Source organism: Exiguobacterium abrahamii (genome assembly GCF_015645365.1).
GTDB classification, from domain to species: domain Bacteria; phylum Bacillota; class Bacilli; order Exiguobacteriales; family Exiguobacteriaceae; genus Exiguobacterium_A; species Exiguobacterium_A abrahamii.
On the sequence record NZ_JADOYC010000003.1, the window covers coordinates 20,483 to 45,310 of the forward strand.

The 24,828-nt window shown below is 48.2% G+C and carries 29 protein-coding genes and 1 riboswitch; of the genes, 18 read left to right on the forward strand and 11 right to left on the reverse strand.

Annotation, left to right across the window (positions count from 1 at the left end; all coding sequences use genetic code 11):
- Positions 1-110: 110 nt before the first annotated feature.
- Positions 111-599 (forward strand): arsinothricin resistance N-acetyltransferase ArsN1 family A, encoded by a 489-nt coding sequence (locus tag ITJ88_RS11340; protein ID WP_195865724.1) that lies wholly within the window; start codon positions 111-113, stop codon positions 597-599.
- 60 nt (positions 600-659) lie between these two features.
- Positions 660-1,415, forward strand: coding sequence for an MBL fold metallo-hydrolase (locus ITJ88_RS11345; protein ID WP_195865725.1), 756 nt, complete (start codon positions 660-662; stop codon positions 1,413-1,415).
- Positions 1,416-1,483: 68 nt separating this feature from the next.
- On the opposite strand, the gene ITJ88_RS11350 is transcribed toward ITJ88_RS11345, so the two are convergent.
- A complete protein-coding gene (locus tag ITJ88_RS11350) occupies positions 1,484-2,122 on the reverse strand; it encodes a pentapeptide repeat-containing protein (protein ID WP_195865726.1) in 639 nt (212 codons plus the stop codon).
- A 175-nt stretch (positions 2,123-2,297) separates the two neighbouring features.
- Here ITJ88_RS11350 and ITJ88_RS11355 point away from each other — a divergent pair, with 175 nt between their 5' ends.
- The 8 genes from ITJ88_RS11355 to ITJ88_RS11390 all read left to right on the forward strand — a co-directional run bounded on the left by ITJ88_RS11355 (position 2,298) and on the right by ITJ88_RS11390 (position 8,851).
- The gene (locus tag ITJ88_RS11355) at positions 2,298-3,620 is read left to right on the forward strand and encodes a Y-family DNA polymerase (protein WP_195865727.1); all 1,323 of its coding nucleotides are present in this window, start codon (positions 2,298-2,300) and stop codon (positions 3,618-3,620) included.
- Positions 3,604-3,933 (forward strand): YolD-like family protein, encoded by a 330-nt coding sequence (locus tag ITJ88_RS11360; RefSeq protein WP_023467027.1) that lies wholly within the window; start codon positions 3,604-3,606, stop codon positions 3,931-3,933. The genes ITJ88_RS11355 and ITJ88_RS11360 overlap by 17 nt, the downstream gene beginning before the upstream one ends.
- Positions 3,934-3,984: 51 nt before the next feature.
- Complete coding sequence (locus ITJ88_RS11365; RefSeq protein WP_023467025.1) at positions 3,985-4,797, forward strand: ZIP family metal transporter; 813 nt, start codon at positions 3,985-3,987, stop codon at positions 4,795-4,797.
- A 357-nt stretch (positions 4,798-5,154) separates the two neighbouring features.
- On the forward strand, positions 5,155-5,991 hold the full coding sequence (locus ITJ88_RS11370; protein ID WP_195865728.1) for an undecaprenyl-diphosphate phosphatase: 837 nt from the start codon (positions 5,155-5,157) through the stop codon (positions 5,989-5,991).
- Positions 5,992-6,098: 107 nt separating this feature from the next.
- Positions 6,099-6,692, forward strand: a complete 594-nt coding sequence (locus tag ITJ88_RS11375) for a LemA family protein (RefSeq protein ID WP_058705206.1) — start codon at positions 6,099-6,101, stop codon at positions 6,690-6,692.
- Positions 6,689-7,426: a TPM domain-containing protein gene (locus ITJ88_RS11380; protein WP_195865729.1), complete on the forward strand. Its 738-nt coding sequence runs from the start codon at positions 6,689-6,691 to the stop codon at positions 7,424-7,426. Before ITJ88_RS11375 ends, ITJ88_RS11380 begins: the two co-directional genes overlap by 4 nt.
- 18 nt (positions 7,427-7,444) lie before the next feature.
- Entirely contained in the window at positions 7,445-7,708 is a 264-nt protein-coding gene (locus tag ITJ88_RS11385; RefSeq protein ID WP_230088832.1) for a DUF1294 domain-containing protein, read from the forward strand.
- Between the two features lie 180 nt (positions 7,709-7,888).
- A complete protein-coding gene (locus ITJ88_RS11390; RefSeq protein ID WP_195865730.1) occupies positions 7,889-8,851 on the forward strand; it encodes an EAL domain-containing protein in 963 nt (320 codons plus the stop codon).
- 48 nt (positions 8,852-8,899) lie between these two features.
- On the opposite strand, the gene ITJ88_RS11395 is transcribed toward ITJ88_RS11390, so the two are convergent.
- Positions 8,900-9,925, reverse strand: a complete 1,026-nt coding sequence (locus tag ITJ88_RS11395; protein WP_195865731.1) for an iron-containing alcohol dehydrogenase — start codon at positions 9,923-9,925, stop codon at positions 8,900-8,902.
- 132 nt (positions 9,926-10,057) lie between these two features.
- On the opposite strand from ITJ88_RS11395, the gene ITJ88_RS11400 reads away from it, so the two are divergent.
- Positions 10,058-10,873, forward strand: coding sequence for an aldo/keto reductase (locus tag ITJ88_RS11400; protein ID WP_195865732.1), 816 nt, complete (start codon positions 10,058-10,060; stop codon positions 10,871-10,873).
- A gap of 111 nt (positions 10,874-10,984) precedes the next feature.
- On the opposite strand, the gene ITJ88_RS11405 is transcribed toward ITJ88_RS11400, so the two are convergent.
- The 3 genes from ITJ88_RS11405 to ITJ88_RS11415 all read right to left on the reverse strand — a co-directional run bounded on the left by ITJ88_RS11405 (position 10,985) and on the right by ITJ88_RS11415 (position 12,500).
- On the reverse strand, positions 10,985-11,728 hold the full coding sequence (locus ITJ88_RS11405; protein ID WP_195865733.1) for a general stress protein: 744 nt from the start codon (positions 11,726-11,728) through the stop codon (positions 10,985-10,987).
- Positions 11,729-11,856: 128 nt separating this feature from the next.
- Complete coding sequence (locus tag ITJ88_RS11410; protein ID WP_023467016.1) at positions 11,857-12,174, reverse strand: DMT family transporter; 318 nt, start codon at positions 12,172-12,174, stop codon at positions 11,857-11,859.
- Positions 12,171-12,500: a DMT family transporter gene (locus ITJ88_RS11415; protein WP_035399004.1), complete on the reverse strand. Its 330-nt coding sequence runs from the start codon at positions 12,498-12,500 to the stop codon at positions 12,171-12,173. Before ITJ88_RS11415 ends, ITJ88_RS11410 begins: the two co-directional genes overlap by 4 nt.
- Positions 12,501-12,769: 269 nt before the next feature.
- On the opposite strand from ITJ88_RS11415, the gene ITJ88_RS11420 reads away from it, so the two are divergent.
- Entirely contained in the window at positions 12,770-13,324 is a 555-nt protein-coding gene (locus ITJ88_RS11420; RefSeq protein ID WP_023467014.1) for a GNAT family N-acetyltransferase, read from the forward strand.
- Between the two features lie 148 nt (positions 13,325-13,472).
- A complete protein-coding gene (locus tag ITJ88_RS11425; RefSeq protein ID WP_230088833.1) occupies positions 13,473-15,827 on the forward strand; it encodes a C40 family peptidase in 2,355 nt (784 codons plus the stop codon).
- A gap of 57 nt (positions 15,828-15,884) precedes the next feature.
- On the opposite strand, the gene ITJ88_RS11430 is transcribed toward ITJ88_RS11425, so the two are convergent.
- Positions 15,885-16,178 (reverse strand): putative quinol monooxygenase, encoded by a 294-nt coding sequence (locus tag ITJ88_RS11430; RefSeq protein WP_023467012.1) that lies wholly within the window; start codon positions 16,176-16,178, stop codon positions 15,885-15,887.
- A 77-nt stretch (positions 16,179-16,255) separates the two neighbouring features.
- On the opposite strand from ITJ88_RS11430, the gene ITJ88_RS11435 reads away from it, so the two are divergent.
- From ITJ88_RS11435 to ITJ88_RS11450, 4 genes are all read left to right on the forward strand, one after another.
- Positions 16,256-17,434 carry a M20 metallopeptidase family protein gene (locus tag ITJ88_RS11435; RefSeq protein WP_195865734.1) on the forward strand — a complete coding sequence of 393 codons (1,179 nt, stop codon included), beginning with the start codon at positions 16,256-16,258 and terminating at the stop codon, positions 17,432-17,434.
- Between the two features lie 62 nt (positions 17,435-17,496).
- A riboswitch (SAM riboswitch) is annotated at positions 17,497-17,600 on the forward strand.
- Between the two features lie 95 nt (positions 17,601-17,695).
- A complete protein-coding gene (gene msrA, locus ITJ88_RS11440; RefSeq protein WP_023467010.1) occupies positions 17,696-18,226 on the forward strand; it encodes a peptide-methionine (S)-S-oxide reductase MsrA in 531 nt (176 codons plus the stop codon).
- 230 nt (positions 18,227-18,456) lie between these two features.
- Positions 18,457-19,056, forward strand: coding sequence for a winged helix-turn-helix domain-containing protein (locus ITJ88_RS11445; protein ID WP_195865735.1), 600 nt, complete (start codon positions 18,457-18,459; stop codon positions 19,054-19,056).
- Positions 19,057-19,070: 14 nt separating this feature from the next.
- Positions 19,071-20,291 carry an MFS transporter gene (locus tag ITJ88_RS11450; RefSeq protein ID WP_230088834.1) on the forward strand — a complete coding sequence of 407 codons (1,221 nt, stop codon included), beginning with the start codon at positions 19,071-19,073 and terminating at the stop codon, positions 20,289-20,291.
- Positions 20,292-20,551: 260 nt separating this feature from the next.
- Here the strand turns inward: ITJ88_RS11450 and ITJ88_RS11455 are convergent, their stop codons facing one another.
- From ITJ88_RS11455 to ITJ88_RS11470, 4 genes are all read right to left on the reverse strand, one after another.
- Positions 20,552-21,034: a DMT family transporter gene (locus tag ITJ88_RS11455; protein WP_195865736.1), complete on the reverse strand. Its 483-nt coding sequence runs from the start codon at positions 21,032-21,034 to the stop codon at positions 20,552-20,554.
- Between the two features lie 12 nt (positions 21,035-21,046).
- Positions 21,047-21,715 (reverse strand): Crp/Fnr family transcriptional regulator, encoded by a 669-nt coding sequence (locus ITJ88_RS11460; RefSeq protein WP_195865737.1) that lies wholly within the window; start codon positions 21,713-21,715, stop codon positions 21,047-21,049.
- 15 nt (positions 21,716-21,730) lie between these two features.
- Positions 21,731-22,159, reverse strand: a complete 429-nt coding sequence (locus ITJ88_RS11465; RefSeq protein WP_058265576.1) for a DMT family transporter — start codon at positions 22,157-22,159, stop codon at positions 21,731-21,733.
- Positions 22,160-22,296: 137 nt separating this feature from the next.
- Positions 22,297-23,235, reverse strand: a complete 939-nt coding sequence (locus ITJ88_RS11470) for an NAD(P)H-dependent flavin oxidoreductase (protein ID WP_195865738.1) — start codon at positions 23,233-23,235, stop codon at positions 22,297-22,299.
- Between the two features lie 91 nt (positions 23,236-23,326).
- Here ITJ88_RS11470 and ITJ88_RS11475 point away from each other — a divergent pair, with 91 nt between their 5' ends.
- Positions 23,327-23,866: a gamma carbonic anhydrase family protein gene (locus ITJ88_RS11475; protein WP_064300609.1), complete on the forward strand. Its 540-nt coding sequence runs from the start codon at positions 23,327-23,329 to the stop codon at positions 23,864-23,866.
- Between the two features lie 56 nt (positions 23,867-23,922).
- Here ITJ88_RS11475 and paaX read toward each other — a convergent pair whose 3' ends face one another.
- The gene (paaX, locus tag ITJ88_RS11480; RefSeq protein WP_023467002.1) at positions 23,923-24,807 is read right to left on the reverse strand and encodes a phenylacetic acid degradation operon negative regulatory protein PaaX; all 885 of its coding nucleotides are present in this window, start codon (positions 24,805-24,807) and stop codon (positions 23,923-23,925) included.
- Between the last annotated feature and the right edge of the window lie 21 nt (positions 24,808-24,828).

The following is a 24,828-nucleotide window of genomic DNA, read 5'->3' on the forward strand; positions in this document are numbered from 1 at the left end:
CTGTTTTCCTTCATATGAAGGGAATCAGCGCTTTTCTTATCGCACAAACATATCACTACATTGACACGTAACCGATATAATGAAGGAAAAGCGATGAGGAAGTGAGCGTCATGCATATTCGTCCCGTAACGGAACACGACTTACCAGCGATTCTCGACATCTATAACGAAGGCATTGAAGATCGGATCGCAACGCTTGAGACCGATCAAAAGGACTTATCCTTCATGACCCAGTGGTATACGGAACGCACTGATCGATATGCCGGATATGTCGCTGAAGATGACACAGGTGTCCTCGGCTTCATTTCCCTCGATCCATATAATCCGCGTCCTGTCTACGCATCCGTCGGTGAGATTTCGGTTTATATCACCCGGACTCATCGTGGACAAGGGATCGGCACACGTTTGCTCGAAACGGCTGAGCAACACGCCCGTGATCATCAGATGCATAAACTCATTCTCTTCACCTTCCCGTTCAATAAAATCGGACAAAAACTCTACATCCGCTCCGGGTTCCGGATCGTTGGAACGTTTAAGGAGCAAGGACAATTGAACGGTGAATATGTCGACGTCATGGCGATGGAGAAACGCTTGCGATAGGATTCATTGAATGCCAGAAGGGGAATAGTCAATCCGAGTCATTGAGAGAGGATGAACCTAATGGATATTCAACAAATTCGCAATGCAACACTCGTTGTCACGTATGCCAATCAAGTCTTACTGATCGATCCGTTCCTCGGCGAAAAAGGCAGCTTGCCTCCCTTCGGTCAAACACCGAATGCCGTCGCCAATCCACTCGTCGACTTACCGGTCGATGTCAACACACTGCTTGATCCTGACGCCATCTTCGTCACGCATCTGCATGCCGATCATTTCGATGATGCTGCTAAACAACTATTACCAAAGCATTTACCGCTCTATGCGCAACAAGAAGAAGACGCACAGCACATCCGAGAAGCCGGCTTCACGAACGTCTCTTCCTTCGATTCCGGTGTGACGATTGGTGATATCCAAATCCATCGAACAGGTGGACAGCATGGTGTCGGTGAAATCGGCGAACGGATGGGACGTGTGTCTGGGCTCGTCCTGACCCATCCGGACGAACCAACACTTTATATCGCAGGTGATACGATCTGGTGCGACGAGGTCGCGCATGCAATCGAACAACATACACCTGATATCATCGTCGTCAACAGTGGCGCCGCCCAGTTCTTGACCGGAGAGCCGATCACGATGTCACAGCGTGATCTCCTTGCGGTACATCAAGCAGCGGCGGAAGCGACGATCATCGTCTCGCACCTCGAGTCCGTCAATCATTGTCTTCTGCGACGTGATATGATTGCTGACTTTTTAACTGCCTTCCACCTTTCTGCCCATTTCCTCATCCCGGAGGATGGCGAAACGATGTCATTTTAAGAACAGTAACCTTCATTAAAAAGAAGTCCTGCTTTTCGAGTAACAATCGAAAGCAGGATTTCTTTTTGTTATGGAATGACAAGACCTAACAAACGAGCAAAGGCGACTGCTTGCTCTTCCGTAATGACAGCACCTGGTAAAAATCGCGGATCGATCGTAATACCAGAGAGTTCCGTCTGCCGGAGGTCGAGACCTTTTAACGGTGTTTCAATCCATTGGCTATCTGTAAGCCGGACCGCTTCGAGTTTCCAATGGGTCGGTTTCACTTCGAAGAACTGTGCTTCTTTCATCGTCGTTTCGCTCCAGTGTTGATGACGGACCGTACTGCGAATGAACTGTGCGTAATCTGCAAGTCCTTCCTGAATCGTTAAATGGTCAAGCGTACAATCTTCAAACTGGATGCCCGTCATTCGGCATCCGACGAAGGACACACGGTGAAAACGAGTTTCTTGGAAGTGACATCCGGTTAAGTCGCATTGTTCAAAACGAATATCTTCGAACGAACCACGGTCAAAGTTGAGGTTCGCGAACGAGACATTTTGAAAACACACTTGATAGGCATCGATGCGTTCTGTCAGTTCACTCGGCATCGACTCTTTCTCATAACGCGCTCCTTTCAGATACGGGTCATCGATTTCGACTTGATCGAAGGTCTCTGACTGAAGCGTCTTCGGTAATTCTGGTAAACGGATAACGGTCTCTTTCAATGAAGGTTCCCCCTTTTTTCTCTCCCTTAGTGTACCAAACTCCTGTTATATGAGGAGAAATCGTTCGAATTCCCCTTTTTCAACAGTTTTTATTTTGAGACACTTTGAGACCGTGCTATAGTCAAGGAAAATCAAAATAAGAACATACGTTCTTTTGTGTAAAGGAGTGATTCAGATGTTTCCTTCCGTCGTTTTACCACAAGATAAACGGATTTTTTGCGTCGACAGTGTGTCCTTCTACGCCAGCTGTGAATGCCAGTATCGCAATCTCCCCCCCTTGACGACACGCCTGGCGGTCGTCTCCGATTTAAAACGAAGCGGGTCCGTCATTCTCGCTGCCACCCCTGCCTTAAAAGCACTTGGAATCAAGACGGCCGGTCGATTATATGAAATCGAGCAATTGCCATACGCTGTTCGTCGTACGATTCGACTTGTCGAACCACGTATGCTCGCTTATATGAAGACATCGATTCGTGTCCTGGATGTCCTGCACCAATTCGCCCCACCTGAAGCCATCCGCGTCTATTCAATTGACGAAAGCTTCATTGACATGACCGGAACCGATCGCCTATTTGGTTCCGACCTGCAAGCTGCCCTCAAAATTAAAGAAGCAATCCTGAAACAGACCGGCATCCACGTCCGCATCGGGATTGGTCCAAATAACGTCATCGCGAAACTGACGCTTGATTTAATCGGGAAAAAAGAAGGCATCGCGCGATGTGGATATGCTGATGTCGCACGACGTCTTCATGATTTTCCGATTCGAAAGATGTGGGGAGTTGGACATCGCATGGAACAACATCTGCAGATGATGGGGATTGAAACGATCGGTGATCTTGCCATGCGCCCCGTTGAAGAGTTACACGAACGCTTCGGTGTCATCGGTGCCGAACTGTGGCATCACGCTTGGGGACTCGACGCGTCACCGACACTGCTTCCCCCGCATCATCTGTTCGAGAAAGCCCCTCAACGGACGATTGGACACGGTGTGACCTTAATGCAGGACTATTATCAGTTCGAACGCATCCGGAATGTGCTCAATGAACTGGTGCAGGATGTCGCCGCACGTTGCCGCTTTTCGAATCAAGTCGGCTGGACCGTTCACATCGGTGTCCGTTATTCTCGAAACGTCGTCCGAAGTGGCTTCTCCCGTCAAGTGCGGTTGCCTTATCCGACATCCGATGAACGCATTATTTTGCGTCACGTCTTACAATTATTCGAACCGAATTGGCTCGACGGGGAACCTGTTCGTTTTTTATCCGTTGCAGTGGGGCATTTGACTGCCGATCAAGGCACCTTACAGTTGTCTTTGTTCGAGGATAATGCGCGGCTCTGGAAACGGCGACGGTTATTAAAAGCAATGGATGTCGTTAACCTCCGCTACGGAAAAGGAACGATTCGCCTCGCTGTCTCGTTTCTTGATACGAGTGTCGCCAAACGTCGGTTTCGTTTTGTCGGCGGTCATCCGGGAGGTGATCTTCATGACAGCGTATCGTGATCGGGGAAATTTAAAATGGATTCCTTTTCTCATGCCGGAACATTTGCAATTGTTGCGGGAATACTATGTCCAGATGCATCAGCTCGACTTGCCTGAAATTGATGAACAGTTGCAAGAATCATGGCACTTTCTGCTTCAAGAAGCTTTAATAGAAGGAAACGAACTTGAAATCACGTATTATAAGGAAAGTAGCTACGTGACGGTCGTCGGTTTCGTCGAACGACTAGAACCCGAGCGTTCCGTTCTCTTTCTGCGCGGACGTGAAGTCATTGAAATTCCCTTCACACGAATCGTCCGGATCGAAAACGGGTAAGCTCTCATACAGATGGATGCTTTAAATCGTGCCCGGAAAGAAGGAATAGTCATGTTGGATTGGTTTACTTCCCTCCCCGTCGTCGTGCAAGCATTGCTTGCCGGAATGATGACATGGGGGTTAACCGCACTTGGTGCGGCACTCGTCTTCGTCTTTACGACGATTGAAAAACGCGTCATGAACATGATGCTCGGTTTTGCTGCCGGCGTCATGATTGCCGCGTCGTTTTGGTCGCTGCTTGCTCCTGCGATCGAGTTCACGGAGCAGGATGGAGGAATCGCCTGGATTCCTGCTGCCATTGGTTTTCTCGCTGGTGGATTTTTCGTCCGTCTCCTCGACTTCGTTACGCCGCATTTGCACTTATCTGCACCACTCGAGACAGCGGAAGGTCCTTCGACAGGACTCAAGAAAACGACATTGCTGTTTCTTGCGATCACGTTGCACAATATTCCCGAAGGTCTTGCGATTGGTGTCGCTTTCGGCGCCGCTGCCTTAAACATGGACGGGGCGACCGTCGCCGGTGCCTTGACGCTCGCACTCGGTATTGGGATACAAAACATGCCGGAGGGAGCTGCCCTATCGATTCCACTACGCGGTGAAGGAATGTCGCGTCGGCGCGCCTTCCATTACGGTCAATTGTCAGCAATCGTCGAACCGATTGCCGCGATGGTCGGAGCAGCCGCGGTCTTCTTCGTTCAACCGCTTCTACCGTATGCGTTATCGTTTGCTGCCGGAGCGATGATTTTCGTCGTCGTCGAAGAATTGATTCCGGAATCACAAGCAGAGAACGGATCCGATTTAGCAACACTTGGTCTGATGGTCGGTTTTACGGTCATGATGATTCTTGACGTCGCTTTAGGATGAGCCCGTTGCAAAACGAGTAGTGGACGATATCGTCTCCTGCTCGTTTTTCTGTTTGTAGATTCAGACATATTCCAGTGAAACTAATCGATTTGAAGTTTTTCTGACCTTGTGTCCTAACAGAAAGATTTCCCTTTCCTTCATGCCGTTTTAGTATGAATGGAAATGACCGGATTTCCTGATCTATCCGATGACACCTAAATCCATCTATTATCTTATCCAAACGAATTTAAATCGTACAACGCGTCTTACACATACGATCGTCTCTCAGACCTGCGCCCGATATTCCAATTAGTTCTATCTCACAAGAATAAAACATGATATGTTTTTAACTAGCACATCATATAGAAGGAGATTATCATGACAATCATTGAACTTTTAAAAGCGCTCTTACTCGGTTTCGTCGAAGGGATGACAGAATTTGCACCGGTCTCTTCCACAGGTCACATGATCATCGTCGATGACATGTGGTTGCAAACGACCGATTTTCTCGGTAAATATTCGGCGAACACCTTTAAAATCGTCATTCAGCTCGGATCGATTCTTGCGGTCGTCGTCGTCTTTTGGAAACGCCTCTTCAGCTTGATCGGTTTGTATAAGATTGAAGGCGAACATGACGCAGCAGGAACACACAAGTTAAAACTACGTCACGTCTTGATCGGTCTTCTACCAGCAGCTGTTCTCGGGTTGTTATTCGAAGATTTCATCGATGAGAACCTCTTCTCGATTGAAACGGTCATCATCGGTCTTGCTGTCGGTGCCCTCTTGATGATCGCAGCCGATAAACTCGGACCAAAGGAACCAAAAACGACATCGCTTGATCAGATTACATATCGCCAAGCAGCACTCGTCGGTCTGTTCCAATGTATTTCCCTTTGGCCTGGCTTCTCCCGTTCTGGTTCAACGATTTCCGGAGGGGTCTTCCTCGGAATGAATCACCGGACGGCAGCCGACTTCACGTTCATCATGGCTGTACCGATCATGTTCGGTGCAAGTTTCCTCTCACTCGTCAAAAACTGGGAGAACATTCAACCGAACCACTTCGCATTCTATGCCGTTGGATTCGTTGCATCGTTCGTATTTGCTCTCTTATCGATTCGCTTCTTCTTGAAGCTGATCAATAAGATCAAACTCGTTCCGTTCGCCATCTACCGCCTTGTCTTAGCAGCTGTCTTAGCTGTCATCGTCTACATGTAAGTTCAAACCGTTAGCTATTTTAGCTGACGGTTTTTCATTTTTTTGAAACTAATTCAGTCGCTTAAGGGTATATAGGGATGAGACATAATTAAAGGAGTGAATGCCACATGGCACGCAGAAGTCGGAGTAGATCAAAACTCCCATTAATCATCGGAGTCGTTATTGTTGCTGTAATTGCCTTTTTAGCAATCGGACAATACAACAGCCTCGTCAATGTAGAAGAAGATGTATCGAATAAATGGTCGCAAGTCGACAACCAAATCAAGCGTCGTGCGGATTTAATTCCGAACCTCGTTGAAACTGTCAAAGGTGTTGCGGGTCAAGAAGAAAAAGTATATGGAAAAGTCGCAGAAGCCCAAGCTGGTCTTGCGCGTGCTGCGTCAACTGAACAACGAATTGAAGCCGACCAACAAGTCACGTCTTCGCTTCGCGGATTGATTGCTTTGCAGACGACTTATCCTGAACTAAAATCAAGCGAACGGTTCCAATCCTTGATGGATACGCTGGAAGGAACAGAAAATCGTCTCGGGATCGCCCGCAAGGATTACAATGATGCTGTAACCCTCTATAACAAAAAACGTCGGAGCTTCCCAACGACACTTTACGCATCCGCCTTCGGATTCGAGAAAAAACCATATTACGAGATTTCAGACAGCGACCGGGAAAATCCGACCGTCGACTTTAACAGTGATTCGAAATGATTCGGCAGTGGACGCGACTTCTATTGAGCGCGTTCCTCGTCTTCTTCCTCTTCGTTCCAACAGCTAGTGCCGTTTCAGAACGAACGGGAGCAGCCTTCTTCATTCAGGATGATGCTCAGCTGCTCACCCCTTCGGAAGAAGCCGAACTCGCGCAACTCGGTCAGGAACTCGAACAATATACGACGGCACAAGTCGTCCTCAAGACGGTTCCCGATTTAAAGGGACAGGATTTAAGCTCTTACGCCAATGAAACGTTCCGGCGCCAGGGCATCGGTCAAGAAGGAAAAGACAATGGTGTTCTTGTCGTCGTCGCTCCGAATGAAAAGGATCGCCAATTCCGGATCGAGGTCGGTTATAAACTCGAAGGTATTCTGACGGACATCACGGCCGGGCGTATTCTCGATCAATACGCGGTTCCTTATAAAGAGAACGGTGAGTATGGAAAAGCGGCGTCTGAAACATATAAAGCGGTCGTCAGTGTCATTTCAAAGGATCAGTCGCTTGAGTCACAGGATCCTCCGAAAACACAAAATGACGACGGACTTCCACTGTGGACGAAGATTTTGATCGGTGCTGGATTACTGATCTTATTGTTCCTCGATATGAAGTTCACCGGTGGTATGTTCTTCTTTGCGATTTTGAACATCTTCTCCGCGATCATGCGTGGCGGTGGTGGAAATGGTGGCAGTCGTGGTGGTGGCGGAAGTTCCGGCGGTGGTGGTGCCGAACGGTAGAAAAGGAGTCGTTTTTTCATGAGGATCATCTTAGGGTATTACCTCCTCCTGACACTCATCGGATTTGTCTCGATGTGGCAGGATAAACGTCGAGCGCAACACCATGCTTACCGGACACCCGAATCGACACTATTGACGATTGCTTTCCTCGGTGGTGCGCTCGGTTCTTGGATCGGTATGTACACAGTTCGGCACAAGACACGGAAAGCGAAGTTCCAATGGCTCGTTCCAATAGCCGCTGTCTTGCATCTCACTTTCTGGTTTGTTTACACTTCACAATGAAAGAATGTGACCGATAGAGGAGAGAACGTACGGAATTGTGTCCGTCGTTCCCTTCTCTTTTTTGTATGAGGTCAATGATTATGAATAACAGGTTTGATTTCTTTTTTGTTCAGGGTAAAGAATTTAACCAATTTAATAAATACATCTTTTTTTGATGTACTGAGAGGTGGACATCCCTTTATGTGGCATCCTTGCGCCGAATGTACGACATCCATCCGTTTCGTTGAAGCGGGAGCACTCCATATTCAATCACCAACGCCAGAAATCTATTCCTATCAATCGTTTGAACAGCTCGAACAGCTACTGACATCGCTCTTACGTGTAGCGGATTATCCGGTGTCGTGTCGCGCCACACAATCGCGTTATGTGACAGCACCCATCCTAGCTTCAGCGCTTCTAGAACAACTGAAGCATCGGTCTGCGATTGATTTCATCCAGCATGGGATCATGACGAGCCATTTACAACCGATTTATGATATCCAGCGCAACGTGCTCGTCGCGAACGAAGCCTTATTGCGAGCAGCAGATGATAACACGCCTATCTCGCCTGGTGTCCTGTTTTCGACGGCCTCGAAGATGGGACTTCATTCCCGTCTTGATCAGCGGGCGCGTGAAGAAGCCATCCGTGCGACGCATCATATCGGTGGCACAACAAAAACGTTCATCAACTTTCTCCCTTCGACGATCTATAATCCGGAGTATTGCCTGCGCCATACGTTTGAGATTGTCGAACGTTATCAAGTCGATCCGAGCCGGCTCGTCTTCGAAGTCGTCGAAACGGAAAAAATTGAAGACGTCAACCATTTGAAACACGTCTTCGAACAGTATAAAAAGCAAGGCATTCAAGTAGCACTGGACGATGTCGGCGCTGGTTTCTCGACACTCGATATGTTGTCCTTGCTTCAACCGGATTATATTAAGATTGATCGTTCCTTCATCGATCACTGCGATACGAACTCAGAAAACGAAGCCTTTTTACGAAAAGCCCGTCACCTGACACGAGAAATGGGGATTCAAATCTTAGCGGAAGGTATCGAACGGCAAGAAGAACTCGATCTTTGCCGCGAACTCGGCTTTGATCTTGGTCAAGGATACCTACTCGGTCGTCCTGCTCCTTATGCTCGCTTTGCGAAAGCACAATAAAAAGACGCACATGGACCGTCTGATTCGGTCCATGTGCGTCTTTTTATGTTAAGTCGTCGAAACGGAAATTGTCTCGTTTCGTATGATAGCATCGACGAGTTGTTCCGCTGACACGATCGGACGCAACAGACGACACAGTTCCTCTTTCGATGTCCGTAAAGCAAGTGTTTCGACGACATCGAGCGATAATGCGAAGTCTGCGAGTGCCGTCGGCTGTTCTTGTGCAAGAAGATAGTCACGCAACTCTATGTAATCATCATCATGTCTGAGTAACTTCTCCTGAACGAGTAGTCCGTAACCGACCTTACTCCCGTGCAAGAACGCATGCGTTTCTGGATGAGGAGATAACGCGTTATGCACTGCATGTCCGATTGCACCACGCGTCGCCGCGTCACCAAAACCACCAATGCTTCCGGCTAACGGAATGACGGTTTCGACGAGATGTTGCATTTCAACGGGATACTCACGAAAACGCGTTTCCGTTATATTCGTCGACAAGATAATATCCTTACAACGTTCAGCTGTCCGAAGTGCCATCTCGATGACGGGATCTTCAGCCGATGATCCGCTTAAGGCACGTGCTTCATACCACTTCGCTAACGTATCGACGAGCCCGGCTACAAAATAGTCATATGGACTCGCTGCGATGATCCGATGATCGAGTAAAAGGGCTTCAATCACGACGGGGAACGTATCAAATCGGATATACTGTCCCTCTTCGTTATACATGACACTGAGCGGAGTCCATGGAGCACAGTTCGAGACGATCGTCGGAATGATGATGATCGGGCGTCGCAATTGAAACGCGACCTGTTTTGCCGTATCGATGACACTCCCGCCTCCGAGCGCAAGAATCACGTCGTACGGAGCACATACTTGTTTGAAAGCTTCCACCTGTTGATCCGTACAATGCCCTTCAAATAAAAGACGTGGTAATGCTGGTAAGGCAAAAGCGGCTGCTTCATAGGCTTGACGTCCATGAATCAGGACTGCTGAACGATTACCTATCACTTCTTTAAGTTGATCGAGCGCGTTTTCCTCATGTATGTATTGCAAAACAGCTTGTCGAATCACAGAATCGCCTCCTAATATTTGTTATCGCTCAGTATACGCAAAAGAACTCGCTTCGGCAATCATTCGATTTTCATCGAAGGAGAGCGTACACTAGAAAAGACAACAGTTCACTACAAAGGAGTCGATGAATCGATGCAACAGATCACGTTAAACAACGGCATCAGTATGCCCCAACTCGGATATGGTGTCTTTAAAGTACCGGAAGAAGAAGTATATGAAGCGGTCAGCGAAGCACTCCGCGCTGGGTATCGTTCAATCGATACAGCGATGATTTACGAAAATGAAGAAGGTGTCGGTCGTGCGCTGCGTGATTCGGGCATTCCCCGAGAAGAGATCTTTCTGACGACGAAAGTCTGGAATTCCGATCACGGCTACGAAGAGACACTTGCTGCTTTCAAGACGAGTCTGCAAAAGCTTGGTGTCGATTACGTCGATTTGTACCTGATTCATTGGCCGATGCCAAAAGAGGATCGTTATGTCGAGACATGGCGGGCACTCGAACATCTCTATGCAGAAGGAAAGACGCGTGCCATCGGTGTTTCGAACTTCCATATTCCGCACTTGGAACGAATTTTAGCCGAAGGATCAATCGTTCCTGCCGTCAATCAGATTGAACTCCATCCGTTCCTTAGCCAAGAAGCGATCCGAGACTTTTGCCGCAAGCACGGTATTGTCGTTGAAGCTTGGAGTCCGTTGATGAAAGGACGCGACGCGTTAACGCATCCGGTCATCGTCGATATCGCCGATCGTCATCAGAAAACGCCAGCTCAAGTCGTCCTCCGTTGGCACTTGCAACACGATATCGTCGCGATTCCCAAATCTGTCACGCCAAGCCGCATTCGCGAAAATCTTGATGTCTTCGACTTCAGCTTGTCAGACGCTGATATGCAAGCCATCGATCAATTGAACGCCAACGTGCGTACAGGATCAAATCCGGATCATAAATAAGACGAGACGATTCTCGTTTAATCTCCATACAAAAAGAAGGTACCTTTCGGAATTGATCCGGAAGGTACCTTCTTTGATGATGACCTTGATGCGTGATTCTAATCTATTATTTTAGCGGTCTAAATTATTTCCATGGTCTTGCTTGGCGATGTCATCCGATTGATGTTTCGATTGACGATGTTCTTCGCCGTCTTGCGTTGCATCATGTTCTTTTTCCTCGCGTTCTGTTTCCGGCCGGCGGAAATCGTCATCCCGACACATCGCGATGTCCGGTTCCCGGTTCCCGTCGAGTTTTTTTGAATGATCGATTGCCTGCTCGTCTTGCGGCATCTTATCCGTACCGGCACGATGCAAATCAATCTCTGCATGCTCTTCCTTCGAATCTTTATCAATATCAAGCGGATTACCGGAGCCGAGCTGTGCATTGGAATTCGCATCTGATGACGTATGCGTCTCTTCGCCGCTACCATAACGAACCTTTACATCAGGATGCGTATTGTCTGTATTTAAATGTGGATCGAACTGGATGTCTTGGACTTCAAGCAACAGAACGAAGCCCCCACCCTCGACTTCCGTTTTGCGTTGTTCGATTTCATTATCTGATAGATCAAGTGACCCGAACAGATCATCGACTTCTTGATCACGACCTTTGTTTCCACGAATCCGATCAATCCAAGACGGTTTTGTCGTCGCGATTTCTGCGTCCATCTGGCTACGGACGAGTTCGATGTTCGACTTCTCCTTGACGATGACGTAGAAGTCTTCCTCCCGGTGTCCTTGAATGTGCAGTTCGTCCATTTTTGAGATCAATTCTTCCTCTGAATAGAACGTTCCGATATATTGTTTCGTTTTCATGGATCTTCTCCCCTTATTAACACGATTTGTCATGCGTGACTTCTATAAGGAGTATTTCCTCTTTTGCGTTAAAATATGCCAAAAAACATGCGTTCCATTAAAACGTCATCTGTTTGACATGTAAACAATCATTCGCCGACGAGTTTCAGACCAATCGTCGCACTTAAGACGAGACCGATACAAACCAGTCGCTTCCAGTCTTTTGATTCGTTATAGAGCACCATGCTGAGAATCGCACCACCCGCTGCTCCGATTCCCGTCCATACCGCGTACGCCGTTCCCATCGGTAAACCATTCATCGCAAGTGTCAAAAATAGAAAACTGAGTCCGAATCCTGTTCCCATCAACAGTAGATTCTTCGCATTCTTATTTTGATTGAACGTATTGATCAAGACGACACCAAACATCTCAAAGATTCCGGCAATGATTAAATAAATCCAACTCATGCTGATTTCTCCTCTCCACTGACTAATTTCAGACCGATGACGCCGACGAGTAAGACAGCAATCAATGCTAATTTCATCACGGAAGCGGTTTGATCGAACAAGACGATATCCGTCACGACCGTTCCTGCTGTTCCGAGACCGACGAAAACAGCATAGACCGTTCCGACTGGTAAATGGTTACTCGCTTTAATGAGCACGGTAAAGCTAACGATGATACAGACGATCGTTGCAGCCCACTCAAGTGGTGTTGCCGCATGTTTTAATCCGATGACCCAGCCCACTTCAAAACACGCTGCGACGATGATGCCAATCCAATACTTTGCCATAATAATTGCCTCCTGATAGGTAAATTCAAATGAAAAAGCCCGGGAGCAAGCGAGACGATTCGCTTTACTCCCGGGCTTTTATCCCTCCGTTGCATGGACAAACGTCCATGTTCCTCCCTCGGTCCAGCCGTACGGAACCCTAGAGGATACTCCCTATTCCATTCGATACAACCACCCTAGCACGCCCTTTTTGCCATGTCAAACAGGAATCTGTTCCCCATCTGTCAAATAGAATCAAAGTGACTTCATCTGAATGAGGAGGATGCTGCATGCGTTATAAAATCAATGATCAACTTCGGATTCGTCGTTTTACACCAGAAGATGTAGAAGCGGTTCACGCCTATGCCTCACAACCCATCGTCAGTCAATTCCAGTCATGGGGACCGAATACCGAAACGGATACGAAACAATTCCTACACGATGCGCTTGAAAGTGAACTCGAGACACCAAGACGTCGTTATGTCTTTGCCGTGACGTTTCCAAGTGACGTCGTCATCGGTGCCGGTGAACTCGTTATCACAGACGTTGAGAATAAAATCGCCGAAATCGGATACGTCCTCTCGCCTGATGAATGGGGGAACGGATACGCGACGTCGATCGCCTCTTTCCTTCTCCAATTCGGTTTCGAAAAACTAGAACTACACCGCATCACGGCAACGTGTGACCCGCGGAACGTCGCTTCCGAACGCGTCTTGCAAAAGGTCGGCATGACGAAGGAAGGACAGCTCCGCGAGACGGTCTATCTCGAAGACCACTGGCGCGATTCCTTGATTTACGGCATGCTCGACTGGGAATGGCAAGTGGATCACGAAGAAGATAACTAACATATGACTTCAAACGGTGTGCCGAGGCATACCGTTTTTTTATGACCAACGATCAATCTCCTATTTTTTTGATTTTCATCAATTTTTAAACAAGTGCATGCTACACTATTCATAATGACAAATTTTAAGAATTGGAGTGAACCTCTTGATGAAAAAATGGACTGCTCATGTTGCTGGACTTGCCGCAACGTTAATGTTGAGCTCGGTTTTACCCGCACCCGCTTTCGCTGAATCGCCACCTGCTCAACCGACGGCAGAAACACAAACAGTCACCGAGACGACCGGGACGGCTTATTTGAAAGAGGATGCCGCGTTGCTACAAACGGCTGATTCCACAACGGTCATTCAACAACTACCAGCAGGAACGATACTGAAGACGCTCGGTACGGACGGCGACTTCACTCGTGTCAGTTGGCAAGAAGGTACTGCGTATGTCGCAACCAACGCGTTAACGCAAACAGCACCTGTCTTTCAAAAACAAGCTACGCTGATGTCGAAAAGTGCACTCTCATTAGTTGTTTCACCTTCTGACTCTACTGTCGTGACGACACTTCCCGCCTATCAGCGAATCGATACATACGGCACTTTCGACACATTCACGCGTCTGAAATGGAACGAGCAATACGTCTACGTATCGACGACACAACTCGAGCAACTTCCGAAATTGGTTGGGACGCGTTATGCCAAACGAACGACTTCTCTTTTCGTTGAACCGAAAACAACGAGCATGAAGACAGCCGTCGTTCAAAATCAAGCATTCGAAACGTTCGGTACGATCGGTACTTTTACGCGTGTTGCGACTAAGACGGGTTACGCCTTCGTATTGACGGCTGATTTAGCTGATGCGCCGGTCGTGAACCATCCAGAAACAGGGCTACGTTACGCCCAACAGCAGACGACAGTCTATGCTACTGCGACTACAAAAGGAAAAGTCGTACAATCGCTTCCTGTGAATACTTCGCTTCAGACGTACGGCGTCGAGGGTTCATTTACACGAATTAAACGAAACGACGAGTATGCCTATGTGTTGACGGCACATCTCAGTACGTTGAAATACTATCCGAAGACTGCGCGCCTCTACGTTCAGCGCGCTACGCCAATCTATTCGGATGCCAAATCTTCCAGTCCTGTCTTAAAGCAACATCAAACGAATACGCTGCTGACGGTGTATGGCACAAGCGGTGCCTATAGTCGGATCATCTTCCGTGGAGTTCACGCTTACGTCAAGACAGCTGATCTCGGTACTGGAAAAGTCTATGCATCAACCGGGACACGTTACGCGAAACGCAACTTGTCCGTCTACACATCTGCTTCGACGAAGAGCAAAATCATGTATTCCGTCAAACGAGCTGACAAACTAACGATTTACGGAAAAAGCGGCAGTTACACACGCTTGAAAAAAGGATCGGTCTACGGTTACGTCAAGACGACGGATCTCGTCACGAAAAAGCCGGATCTGTATGACGTCACTGGTCAACGCTACGTGACGGAAGACGATGTCGTCATTCGTTCGCAGGCAAAACTATCGGGTAAAAAAATCGGCACATTCAAAAAAGGGGCCTCGATTTCGATCTACGGAAAAAGCGGTTATTATACACGCGTCAAATATAAAAACACCTTTGGTTTCGTTGATTCGAGTCGCATCGGACTGAACAAGCCGACGGCAAAAGCAAAAAAAGGCACGACATTTTATGTCCATCTGGAGCAGACGCCCCTCTTCTCTGCCGACGTGGCTTACAGTCGCCCAGCTGCCTATTTGAAGAAAGGGACGAAATTAATCGGTCTAAAATCAATTGATGATGATTTTTGGCAAGTTCGCCTGGCAAATGGTCAGACGGGTTACGTCCTCAACCCTTATATCAGCACGAGCAAACCCGATATGAAACTGACGCAAAAGGCAATCGATCGAAAGAAAATCTATACGGTCAAACAGACGACATCCTTCTTCGCAAGTCCGACGAGTCCAAAGGGCAGTGGGCTCGTTGAACAAGGCAAACGCGTTTATCCGCGTCACCGGGTCGGGAACTTCTATGTCATCCAGTCGGGCTGGACACCTGTTTATCTTCCGGTCTCAGCCGTGACGATTACGTCCGATAAACGAGTCGTCCAAAAGAATAATACGCGCGGTGAAAAGCTGATCCAAGCAGCCGTTCAACATATCGGCACACCTTACACATGGGGTTCGCAAGATGCCGTGAACGGTGGTTTTGACTGTTCCGGCTTGATTCATTACGCGACGAACAAGGCTGGAAAATACGGTGGTCGGACGAATGTTCGTGGCTACTGGTACGGTGCGTTCTTTACGAATCGTCGGACGAGTATCTCAAGCGGCAAACGCTCGGATATCGTCTTCTTCCAGAATACCTACACGGATGGTCCATCGCATATCGGGATCATGCTCGATAGCGAACACTTTATCCATGCGGGCGGTTCACAGCTTCAAATCAACTCGATTTATGAACCGCGTTGGCAAGAGCATTTCCTCGGTTTCAAATCGATGTAAGACAAAAAAGACGAATCCGTCGAATTCGACGGGTTCGTCTCTTCTTATCGCAACACGTCAGAATGTCATCTCGACGTATTTCGTTACTTGTCGATCCATCAAGTATAACTCGATCTGTTCACGGTATGCTTTATAGTGGTCGGATGCGATATGCGCTTCAAGCGCCTCTTCGTCACGATACACTTCATACAGCATGAACTGATGCTCATCCTCGATCGATTGATGCAAGGAATAGCGCAAGCATCCTTCCTCTTTTTGCGCGGCATGATAGACCGTTTGTAGAATCGGAAAGACTTGATCCGCGAGTCCTGCTTTGATGGTAAGTACAGCGTTGACGACGATTTCTCCCATGTTTCATTATCCCCTTTCGTGATTACCTGTATCTGTACCCATTTTCACGAAAAAACACACGTCAAAGGAGCTTGAAGATGCAAACACAACTTTTTGAAGCACTCGAACAATTCGAACCAAAGATGATTGCGTTACGGCGTGATTTTCATCGACATCCGGAACTTTCTTTCCAGGAAGTCCGTACACCAGAACGGATTGCAAACTTTTATGCGGAGCAGGGCATCCCTTATCAAACAGCCGTCGGAGGTCGTGGTGTCGTCGCGACGATCGAAGGCAAACAGCCTGGTCCGACGATTGCGGTCCGTGCAGATTTCGATGCTTTACCACTTCAAGAAGAGACAACACTTGCCTTCCGGTCGATCCATCCCGGTGTCATGCATGCCTGTGGACACGATGGACATACGGCGATGGTGATGGCCCTTGCTGCTACACTCTATCCGTTACGAGATCAATTGCAAGGAACGATTCGAATCATCCATCAGCATGGAGAAGAGGTCTTTCCCGGTGGAGCCATCCAAATGATCGAAGCCGGCGTCCTCGAAGGCGTCGATGCGATTTTTGCGACACATCTCGAAAATGATTTACCGGTCGGTACGATCGGTTTTCGAGAAGGACATACATTATGTGCAATCGACGAATTCGAAATCATCGTCCATGGTCAAGGTGGACATGCGCAAGCACCGCACAAAACAAAAGATGCGCTCGTCGCTGGAGCGCAGCTCGTCTGTAACTTACAGCATCTCGTCAGTCGACGGGTCGATCCGTTCGAGCCGGCAGTTCTTGCAATCGGATCCTTCCATGCGGGAACGGCGCCGAACATCGTCACGGGTGAAGCACGCATCGTCGGCGAAATTCGGACGTTCAATGAGACATTGCGGCATCAGCTCCGGCAAGAAGTCGATCTTGTCGCCAAAACGACATGTGCCGGCATTGGTGCCACCTATTCAATCGACTTCACGACTGGTTACCCGGCGCTCTGGAATCATCCGGACGAGACAAAACTCGTTCAGGAAGCCGCTTCTTTCTTACCGGAAGCATCCGTCCGGGCACTCACACCAATGATGGCTGCGGATGACTTCGCGCATTATCTAACGCATGTGCCAGGAAGTTACTTCTTTACCGGCTCCGGATATACGGACGGTCGCGTCAACTATCCACAGCATCATCCGCAGTACGAAATCAACGAACAGGCGTTGTTGGTTGGTGCGAAGACACTCGGAGCGACGGTTTTACGTGCCTTGAAACCTAAGGATTGACTTTATTTCTGTGTGAATGGTATCATCACAACAATGATAACGAATGACATCAACTTCATATACCCTTATCAAGAGTGGACCGAGAGATCTGGATCGATGACGTCCCAGCAACCTGCGCATAGCAAGGTGCTACGACCAGCAAAGCGAAAGCTTTGGTTGATAAAAAGCGGCGACTCCTTTTGCAACCAAGCGAAGGAGTCGTTTTCGTTTTTCTCGCTGTCAGACATACAATGGGAATTTCCCACGGAGAGGAAGAGACGGATGGAAAAAGCAACATTTGCAGGTGGATGTTTTTGGTGCATGGTGACACCGTTTGAAGAATTACCAGGAATCGAGGGAATCGTATCGGGTTACATGGGCGGTCACGTCGATAACCCAACGTACGAGCAAGTCAAAACAGGAACGACGGGACATCTCGAAGTCGTCCAAATCACGTTTGATCCGAGCCTGTTCCCGTACGAGCGTCTGCTCGAACTCTACTGGCCACAAACGGATCCAACAGATGCAGAAGGTCAATTCCAAGATCGCGGCACGCAGTACGCACCAGCGATTTTCTATCATACGGATGCACAGCATGAAGCAGCAATCGCTTCCCGTGATGCCCTCGCTGCAAGCAATCGTTTCAAACAACCGATCGTGACGCGAATCGATGCCGCTTCTGAATTTTATCCGGCGGAAGAGTACCATCAAGACTTCCATAAGAAAAATCCAGAGCACTATAAAAAAGATCGTGCTGCTTCTGGTCGCGATGCTTTCATCGAGCAGGAATGGAAAGATACGACGACGGTCTAATCACCTCGAACCACATACAGTAGCTGAGACTGATTTCAAACATCTCGTCCTTCCCTTACTTTCAGTAGAAAGTGGAGGATGATCGAGATGTTACGGGAGTCAGTTTTTTTGCATGTAAACAAACGGTGTCTTCTTTACTAATACCCTTACATAAATTTGTAACCGTTTACAAATGGAGTCATTTATTTTACGGTTAATAAAAATTAACCGGTTAAAAAGGAGATGATTGCATGGAACAAAAAGCGATTCACATATTAGAGAGCTATGAACAATTAAAAGTGATCAGTGATCCGTTACGAACAAAAATCCTCATGCTTCTCGTAGAAAAACCACATACGGTACATCAGTTAGCCCACGTACTGACGTTATCCCGCGCGAAGATCCTCTATCACGTACGAGAACTTGAAAAGCATGACTTGATTCGTCTCGTCCGGACGGAAGAACAGGGCGGCAATCTATTGAAATACTATCAAGCGATTGCTCGAGGATACATTCCTGCCGATCATCTACTGAACTTCGTCGAGACGAAAGAGGCGACCCGGCAGTCGTATCTCGAAGTATTGGACCGGGCAAAGACACGCGTTCTTACGGCTCCGACAGCTACTTTTTCTCCTTCATCTTCGAACGTCGAGGACTGGATGAGCTTATCACTTCAAAAGGAACTGACGATGTCTGAAGCCGACTTTCAACGCTTTGCTACAAAGTATCGTGCTCTATTGGACGAGTTCACACGGTCTCCTTCACGAGACGCAAAAGATAAAAAACACTTCTATATCATGACAACTGCCTTTGCAATTGATGAACCACTGTTTGAGAACGACGAGGTCTAAATCGGAGGTGTCTTATGCTACCTATTGAAATGGAGACGCAACAATCACTGTTTAAAAATCGATCTTTTTTATTTTTATGGGGGTCCGGTATGTGCTCCGCCCTCTCCCTATCAACCTATCTGTTTGTTGAACAATGGTATGTCATCCATACGCTAAACCAGGCGTCATATCTCGGATTCGTCCTCATGACCACCTTGTTACCCCGTATTTTTCTCATGTTGTTCGGTGGCGTCTTATCCGATCGCTATAAACGTTCGACGATCATGCGTATCTCAAGCGGTCTACGGATCAGTTTTATAATTTGCCTCCTCGTGTTACTTCATGCCGATCAGCTTACATTGCTGACGATTTTAGGATTTGCCTTTTTATTCGGTAGTGTGGAAGCATTCTTTTCGCCAGCGAATGCTTCCTTACTGCCTACACTCGTTTCGAAAGAACAGCTCACTAAAGCCAATTCATTGATTCAGACATCTAATCAAATCGTTCTCTTTTCAGGTCCGATTCTTGGTGGAGTCATCCTCAGCCATTCCTCTTACTCGTACGTCTTTCTCGTGATTTTCGGAACACTCTGTCTGACGCTTCTCTTCACGTATGGTATTCGTGAATCTAAGGTCAAGCGAGCACGTCAGCATTCAGCTCTCTTTGAACTAAAAGAAGGGTTGCATTACGTCTTTCACTTTCAGCAACTCAAGCAGACACTTTTTCTTGTCATCTGTGTCAATTTCTTTTTCTTTGGACCACTCTTACTCGGAATCCCCTTACTCGTTCATGATGTGCTTCAAGGAGATGCGATGGATTTAAGTTATATGCAAGGGGCTTATCAAATGGGAATGCTCGGAGGGGCGCTCTGGAGTGGTTTTACACAGACGAAAGCAAATGGGCTTACCTCATCGGTCCGATTAATTGGCGCCTTAGGTCTGCTTCTCTTTCTGCTTAGTCAAGTCCAACAGATTTCGTTGTACCTGATCATCCTGTCATCACTTGGTGTCCTTTCTTCGATCATCAATATTCGCTTCATTACGTTCATCCAGTCTCAGTGTGCGGAACAGACGATGGGACGTGTCATGAGTGTCGTCAATGCCGCGTCAAACGGTCTCATTCCACTATCTTACGCGCTCCTCTCGTTTCTACTGTCGTTTCACGTTTCGATCACGACAATTATGTTGTACTGCGGTCTTCTCATTATTGTTCTCTCGCTTTACTTCGGAAGACGAATGGTTCATCTATTCGATTGAGATCAAGTCACAACACATAAAAACATGCGAATCTCCCGATCGAATTAGCGGGAAACGCGCATGTTTTATTTAGTCAATCTAGAACGTGAGTGTTCATCCTCGACTCCTGCAGGGAAAGAAAGCGCGAGTCGCGCTTTCGTCAGGGTCAGGTAAGACCCGGCAAATCGCATGGAATGCGGGATGACGCGGCTTACCTCCCGCCTGCGGAAAGCGAGGATGATAGAAACGTTCGTCAGTCGATCGAACGAGTATCAGATTTTTTAAGAGACTTGCTTCGGCATATCCTTCGCTTTCTCTTCCGGCGCGACGACTTGATACCGCTTCAAAACGAAGATCCCACATACCATGACGGCGAGACCGACGAGCTGACCGAACGATAAATCAATTTGTGGTAAACCGAACCAGCCGAACGTATCAACAGCAAGAGCAAAGCTTAACTGCGAAATCAGAACGACAGAGATGGCGACGGACGGACCAAGCAACTGAATCCCACGCATGACACAAAAAACGACGCCGACACCGACAAGTCCACCAAACCAATAGAGTGGCGATACGTTTTGGATCTGCCCGATTGTTCCACCACGAAACAGAACATACGTGACACTTGCTCCGATGAAGCCGACGAAGAAGACCAGCGTCGTTGTCGCCCAAGCACCGAACGCGTCACTCATCCGAGCATTCAATACCGTCTGTAAACTGATCAACATCCCTGCCAATACAGCACACACGATGCCTATTACCATGTTCGTTCCTCCTTACTCATAGCTGTTGCCGTTCGCCTTCTCGCGAATCCGCTCCAGATCAACGATGATGATTTTCCCGCGTCGTCGAACGAGAATCTCTTCTTCACACAACTTCGTGATGATTCGGTTGAGATGGCGATAACTTGTTCCAAGCCAGTCAGCAACGTCATGCAGGTTCGACGTCCGCATCTCCTGATAAAATAAGCTGTCACTGGCTTCAGAAGCGATCGACAACAAATATCCTGCAAATCGCTCTTCGACGGTATACAACACATGGTGCGACGCTGATTTCGAGTCGGCATACCACTTCGCTGTGATCGTGCGTAATAAGAATTGCAGAAAGACGTTCGTTGTATTATGCTCGCGTAAAACCGCATATGGTACGCTCAACACCTCGACATCGGTCACTGCTTCGACTGTATTCAGCACTTCCCGTTCGTTGATGAACTCAGCGTCACCGATCACTGTCAGTGGTGTCTTGAATCGCAGAATCCGTTGTTTCCCTTCTGACGAGGCAGCAGATATCTTGACCTTGCCTGCAACGATGAAGTACATCCGGTCGATCGCTGCCCCTGTCGTACAGAGGAGTTCCCCTTTTTGGAAGGTTTCTTGACGCAACCAAGCGCGCGTCTCTTCCGTCAAAATCGTATCCAGTCCATACTGTTGAATGACGGTTTCCATGTTCATTCCCCCCCTTTAGGCAAGTGAGAAAATCGCAACTCCTGCAAGCATGAGACCCACACCAACCCACTGACCACGATTTCCTTGTTTTTTTAAGACACCGAACCATCCCTTTAAATCAATCACAAACGCACATAAAATCTGTGCGACGAGTAATAAACACATCGCCCATGTCATCCCGAGTTTTTGGATTGCTGTCAGTTCCGTTACGACGACTAGCACGCCAATCAAACCGCCGCTCGCATAAATCCACGGTAACTGACGGAAGCCACCGATTTTTCGGTCTCGTACGAAACTGTAAATGACTAAACAACCCATCAAACCCACAAAGTGGACGATCAATACGGACAACCACGGTCCGACGCCTGTCGCAAGGCGCGCATTGAATATGCCTTGCAGGGCGATGAACAGACCGCTCATCAAAGCAAACACGACTCCTTGCACGTCATCTCCTCCTTTAATCTCTACACTAGAGTAGACCTTACTCGTGCCCTACTTGAAAAGGACAAATGTCCCATTTTCAAAAAAACATGAAAAAACCCGCTGTCCACAAGTGGAATCGCGGGTCCATCCCTGTATGCTCATGTCGTAAAACGAGTCGTCGTTTGTTTCAGCTGTTCCTCTGCTTCCGCCATCATGCGCGTAAACAACTCCGCAACAGTCGGCACATCATGAATCAATCCCGCAACCAGTCCAGCGTTGACATACCCTTTCTCCTCATCGCCCTCAAGAGCGCCCGTAATATGATACGACTCATTCGTCTGATCGAGAAAAGCAGCAGGTGTCTCTGCTGTGAGTCGTTCGACGTAAGGACCATCAAGGACACGTCGGACGAATCCGACGGAACGTCCGATGATGCGTGTATCGGTATCGGTCGCATTCATTAAGTGCGCCTTGTATGCCGAATGAACCTTCGCCTCTTTCGTCGCGATCAACCGTGTTCCGAGCTGGGCACCAGCCGCACCAAGCAACAAAACAGCTGCCAGTCCACGACCGTCACCAATCCCACCTGCTGCAAGGACTGGAATGTTGACCCGATCAACGAGTTGCGGAATCAAGGTCAGCGTCGTCAACTCAAGCGGTGAATTGATGCCTGCCGCTTCAACTCCCTCCGCTACGAGTACATCTGCCCCTGCCTGTTCTGCCTTTAACGCCTGTTTGACTGAAGCGACAACCGCGATTGTTTTGATACCGGCAGCTTGAAGTCGCTCTATGTACGGTGCTGGATTTCCTGCCGATAAGGAGACGACCGGAATCTTTTCTGCAATCGCGAGATCAATCAGTGCTTCCGTATAAGGAGACACCCGAATCGCGATGTTCAAAGCAAATGGTTGATCCGTCAGCATTCGTGTCTCGTGGATCCGGGACGCCACTTCATCGACCGACAATGTCCCGCACCCGAGCGTACCGAGTCCTCCGGCATTCGAAACCGCTGCCGTCAGCGCCGCATGACTAATGTTACCCATTCCTCCTTGGATCAAAGGATATCGAATTTTAAAGAGCTCACAAATCGGAAACATGTCTTTCCTCCGTTCTCGACTTCACTCACATGCTATACTGACATGGAATGAATAGTAGTTCATCTTATTATAGAAACGAGGTCATTCTGTTATGAAGATTCCGTATCAATCGATTCATCCGAACGTCGCCTCCGATGTATTCATCGCTCCTGGCGCTTATCTGATCGGAGACGTCACGATCGGTTCCGAGTCTACCGTCTGGTTCAACGCTGTCTTACGCGGTGACGAAGGACCGATTACGATTGGGAAACGATGCAGTATCCAAGACAACGCGACGATTCATCTGTATGAAGGGGCACCCGTCGTCATTGAAGATGAAGTAACGGTCGGACATAACGCAATTTTACACGGTTGCAAAATCGGACGTCGTTCGATTGTCGGAATGGGTGCGACCGTTCTTGATCACGCAGAGATTGGTGAAGAATGCATCATCGGGGCGAATACGCTAATTCCATCGGGAAAAGTTTTCCCACCCCGTTCGCTGATCATCGGCTCACCCGGTAAAGTCGTGCGTGAACTAACAGAAGCGGATCTTGCGATGATTCAGGAGTCGATTGATTCTTATGTCGATAAAGGATATGCCTTCCGAAACATTCTCGCAGAATCTGCTGAACAGAATAGATCTGAATGACACGAATGCGGGGCGGATCAACTGATCCGTCCCGCTCTTTTCATTCGAATAAATGCTCACCGTTCCGCAAACAGCGGATGTTCCGCCGCGTCGTACGAGGCACTGCGTTGCGACACATCGTGCGTCTCTTCAAAGATCGATTCGAAGAACCGACTCGCTGGTTGTGCAAGCAATCGGTAATATTGTTCGAACAAGAGCGCCGCATGATGTCCGCTCCACGCATCCGGTAACAATTCTTGTGGTAACCCGGGATCCGTGAACAGAAACTTCCGGTATTCATGTACGAGCATCGTCCGTTCGACGAAACACTGTTCATCCGTCATTTCTCCGAGTTGGAGCTGACTCTGATGGACGATGTATTGCCGGCTGTAATCCGTGATGAACGTCTCGTAACGCTCCTGCAATTCCTCCAGCGGAAACGCACGCTCGACAAGGGATTGATCCTGCTTCGGACCATGGTATTCACCGACGAAGAAATCGACATACTCTTCGATCTCATACGACGCGATCAATCGTTCCGCCTCTTTTTCAAGCGGGTTCGGTGAAATCCAAACCCCGTTCGATAAGTTGCCAAACCCACTCCACGTCAGTTCTTTACGGAGCTCGTCACGAATCTGGCGTTTATCCTCCGGAATCGTGTACATCAGCGTCCGCCATTTCCCGTCCCAGTCGTGCGGTGTTGATCTGTAGATCCGGCGTGCGGCCTCCTCCATCCGTTCCACCCCACGTGGTGTTAATGAATAGAAGCTTTTATTTCCTTGTTTCTCGGAGACGAGCCAGCCTTGTTTAACCATTCGGGAGACAGCAACCCGAACGGCCTGTTCGTTATGTCCGAACTCTTTGACGAGTCGAATTAAACTCCCGACCCAGATTTGATTGCCGTAATGGCGGATATAATCGCCGTAAATCGTAAAGATCATCGATTGGGTGTTCGCACTCATGGTATTCACTCTCTCTTCAGT

What these genes read in the sequence shown, in the direction of transcription:
- ITJ88_RS11415 (WP_035399004.1), bottom strand. Translation starts at nt 12,500, where the DNA reads ATGGCAAAGTATTGGATTGGCATCATCGTCGCAGCGTGTTTTGAAGTG.
- ITJ88_RS11435 (WP_195865734.1), top strand. Translation starts at nt 16,256, where the DNA reads ATGCAAACACAACTTTTTGAAGCACTCGAACAATTCGAACCAAAGATG.
- ITJ88_RS11410 (WP_023467016.1), bottom strand. Translation starts at nt 12,174, where the DNA reads ATGAGTTGGATTTATTTAATCATTGCCGGAATCTTTGAGATGTTTGGT.
- ITJ88_RS11375 (WP_058705206.1), top strand. Translation starts at nt 6,099, where the DNA reads ATGGCACGCAGAAGTCGGAGTAGATCAAAACTCCCATTAATCATCGGA.
- paaX (WP_023467002.1), bottom strand. Translation starts at nt 24,807, where the DNA reads ATGAGTGCGAACACCCAATCGATGATCTTTACGATTTACGGCGATTAT.
- msrA (WP_023467010.1), top strand. Translation starts at nt 17,696, where the DNA reads ATGGAAAAAGCAACATTTGCAGGTGGATGTTTTTGGTGCATGGTGACA.
- ITJ88_RS11340 (WP_195865724.1), top strand. Translation starts at nt 111, where the DNA reads ATGCATATTCGTCCCGTAACGGAACACGACTTACCAGCGATTCTCGAC.
- ITJ88_RS11380 (WP_195865729.1), top strand. Translation starts at nt 6,689, where the DNA reads ATGATTCGGCAGTGGACGCGACTTCTATTGAGCGCGTTCCTCGTCTTC.
- ITJ88_RS11425 (WP_230088833.1), top strand. Translation starts at nt 13,473, where the DNA reads ATGAAAAAATGGACTGCTCATGTTGCTGGACTTGCCGCAACGTTAATG.
- ITJ88_RS11390 (WP_195865730.1), top strand. Translation starts at nt 7,889, where the DNA reads ATGTGGCATCCTTGCGCCGAATGTACGACATCCATCCGTTTCGTTGAA.
- ITJ88_RS11460 (WP_195865737.1), bottom strand. Translation starts at nt 21,715, where the DNA reads ATGGAAACCGTCATTCAACAGTATGGACTGGATACGATTTTGACGGAA.
- ITJ88_RS11400 (WP_195865732.1), top strand. Translation starts at nt 10,058, where the DNA reads ATGCAACAGATCACGTTAAACAACGGCATCAGTATGCCCCAACTCGGA.
- ITJ88_RS11370 (WP_195865728.1), top strand. Translation starts at nt 5,155, where the DNA reads ATGACAATCATTGAACTTTTAAAAGCGCTCTTACTCGGTTTCGTCGAA.
- ITJ88_RS11365 (WP_023467025.1), top strand. Translation starts at nt 3,985, where the DNA reads ATGTTGGATTGGTTTACTTCCCTCCCCGTCGTCGTGCAAGCATTGCTT.
- ITJ88_RS11405 (WP_195865733.1), bottom strand. Translation starts at nt 11,728, where the DNA reads ATGAAAACGAAACAATATATCGGAACGTTCTATTCAGAGGAAGAATTG.
- ITJ88_RS11385 (WP_230088832.1), top strand. Translation starts at nt 7,445, where the DNA reads ATGAGGATCATCTTAGGGTATTACCTCCTCCTGACACTCATCGGATTT.
- ITJ88_RS11345 (WP_195865725.1), top strand. Translation starts at nt 660, where the DNA reads ATGGATATTCAACAAATTCGCAATGCAACACTCGTTGTCACGTATGCC.
- ITJ88_RS11430 (WP_023467012.1), bottom strand. Translation starts at nt 16,178, where the DNA reads ATGGGAGAAATCGTCGTCAACGCTGTACTTACCATCAAAGCAGGACTC.
- ITJ88_RS11455 (WP_195865736.1), bottom strand. Translation starts at nt 21,034, where the DNA reads ATGGTAATAGGCATCGTGTGTGCTGTATTGGCAGGGATGTTGATCAGT.
- ITJ88_RS11360 (WP_023467027.1), top strand. Translation starts at nt 3,604, where the DNA reads ATGACAGCGTATCGTGATCGGGGAAATTTAAAATGGATTCCTTTTCTC.
- ITJ88_RS11420 (WP_023467014.1), top strand. Translation starts at nt 12,770, where the DNA reads ATGCGTTATAAAATCAATGATCAACTTCGGATTCGTCGTTTTACACCA.
- ITJ88_RS11355 (WP_195865727.1), top strand. Translation starts at nt 2,298, where the DNA reads ATGTTTCCTTCCGTCGTTTTACCACAAGATAAACGGATTTTTTGCGTC.
- ITJ88_RS11475 (WP_064300609.1), top strand. Translation starts at nt 23,327, where the DNA reads ATGAAGATTCCGTATCAATCGATTCATCCGAACGTCGCCTCCGATGTA.
- ITJ88_RS11450 (WP_230088834.1), top strand. Translation starts at nt 19,071, where the DNA reads ATGCTACCTATTGAAATGGAGACGCAACAATCACTGTTTAAAAATCGA.
- ITJ88_RS11445 (WP_195865735.1), top strand. Translation starts at nt 18,457, where the DNA reads ATGGAACAAAAAGCGATTCACATATTAGAGAGCTATGAACAATTAAAA.
- ITJ88_RS11470 (WP_195865738.1), bottom strand. Translation starts at nt 23,235, where the DNA reads ATGTTTCCGATTTGTGAGCTCTTTAAAATTCGATATCCTTTGATCCAA.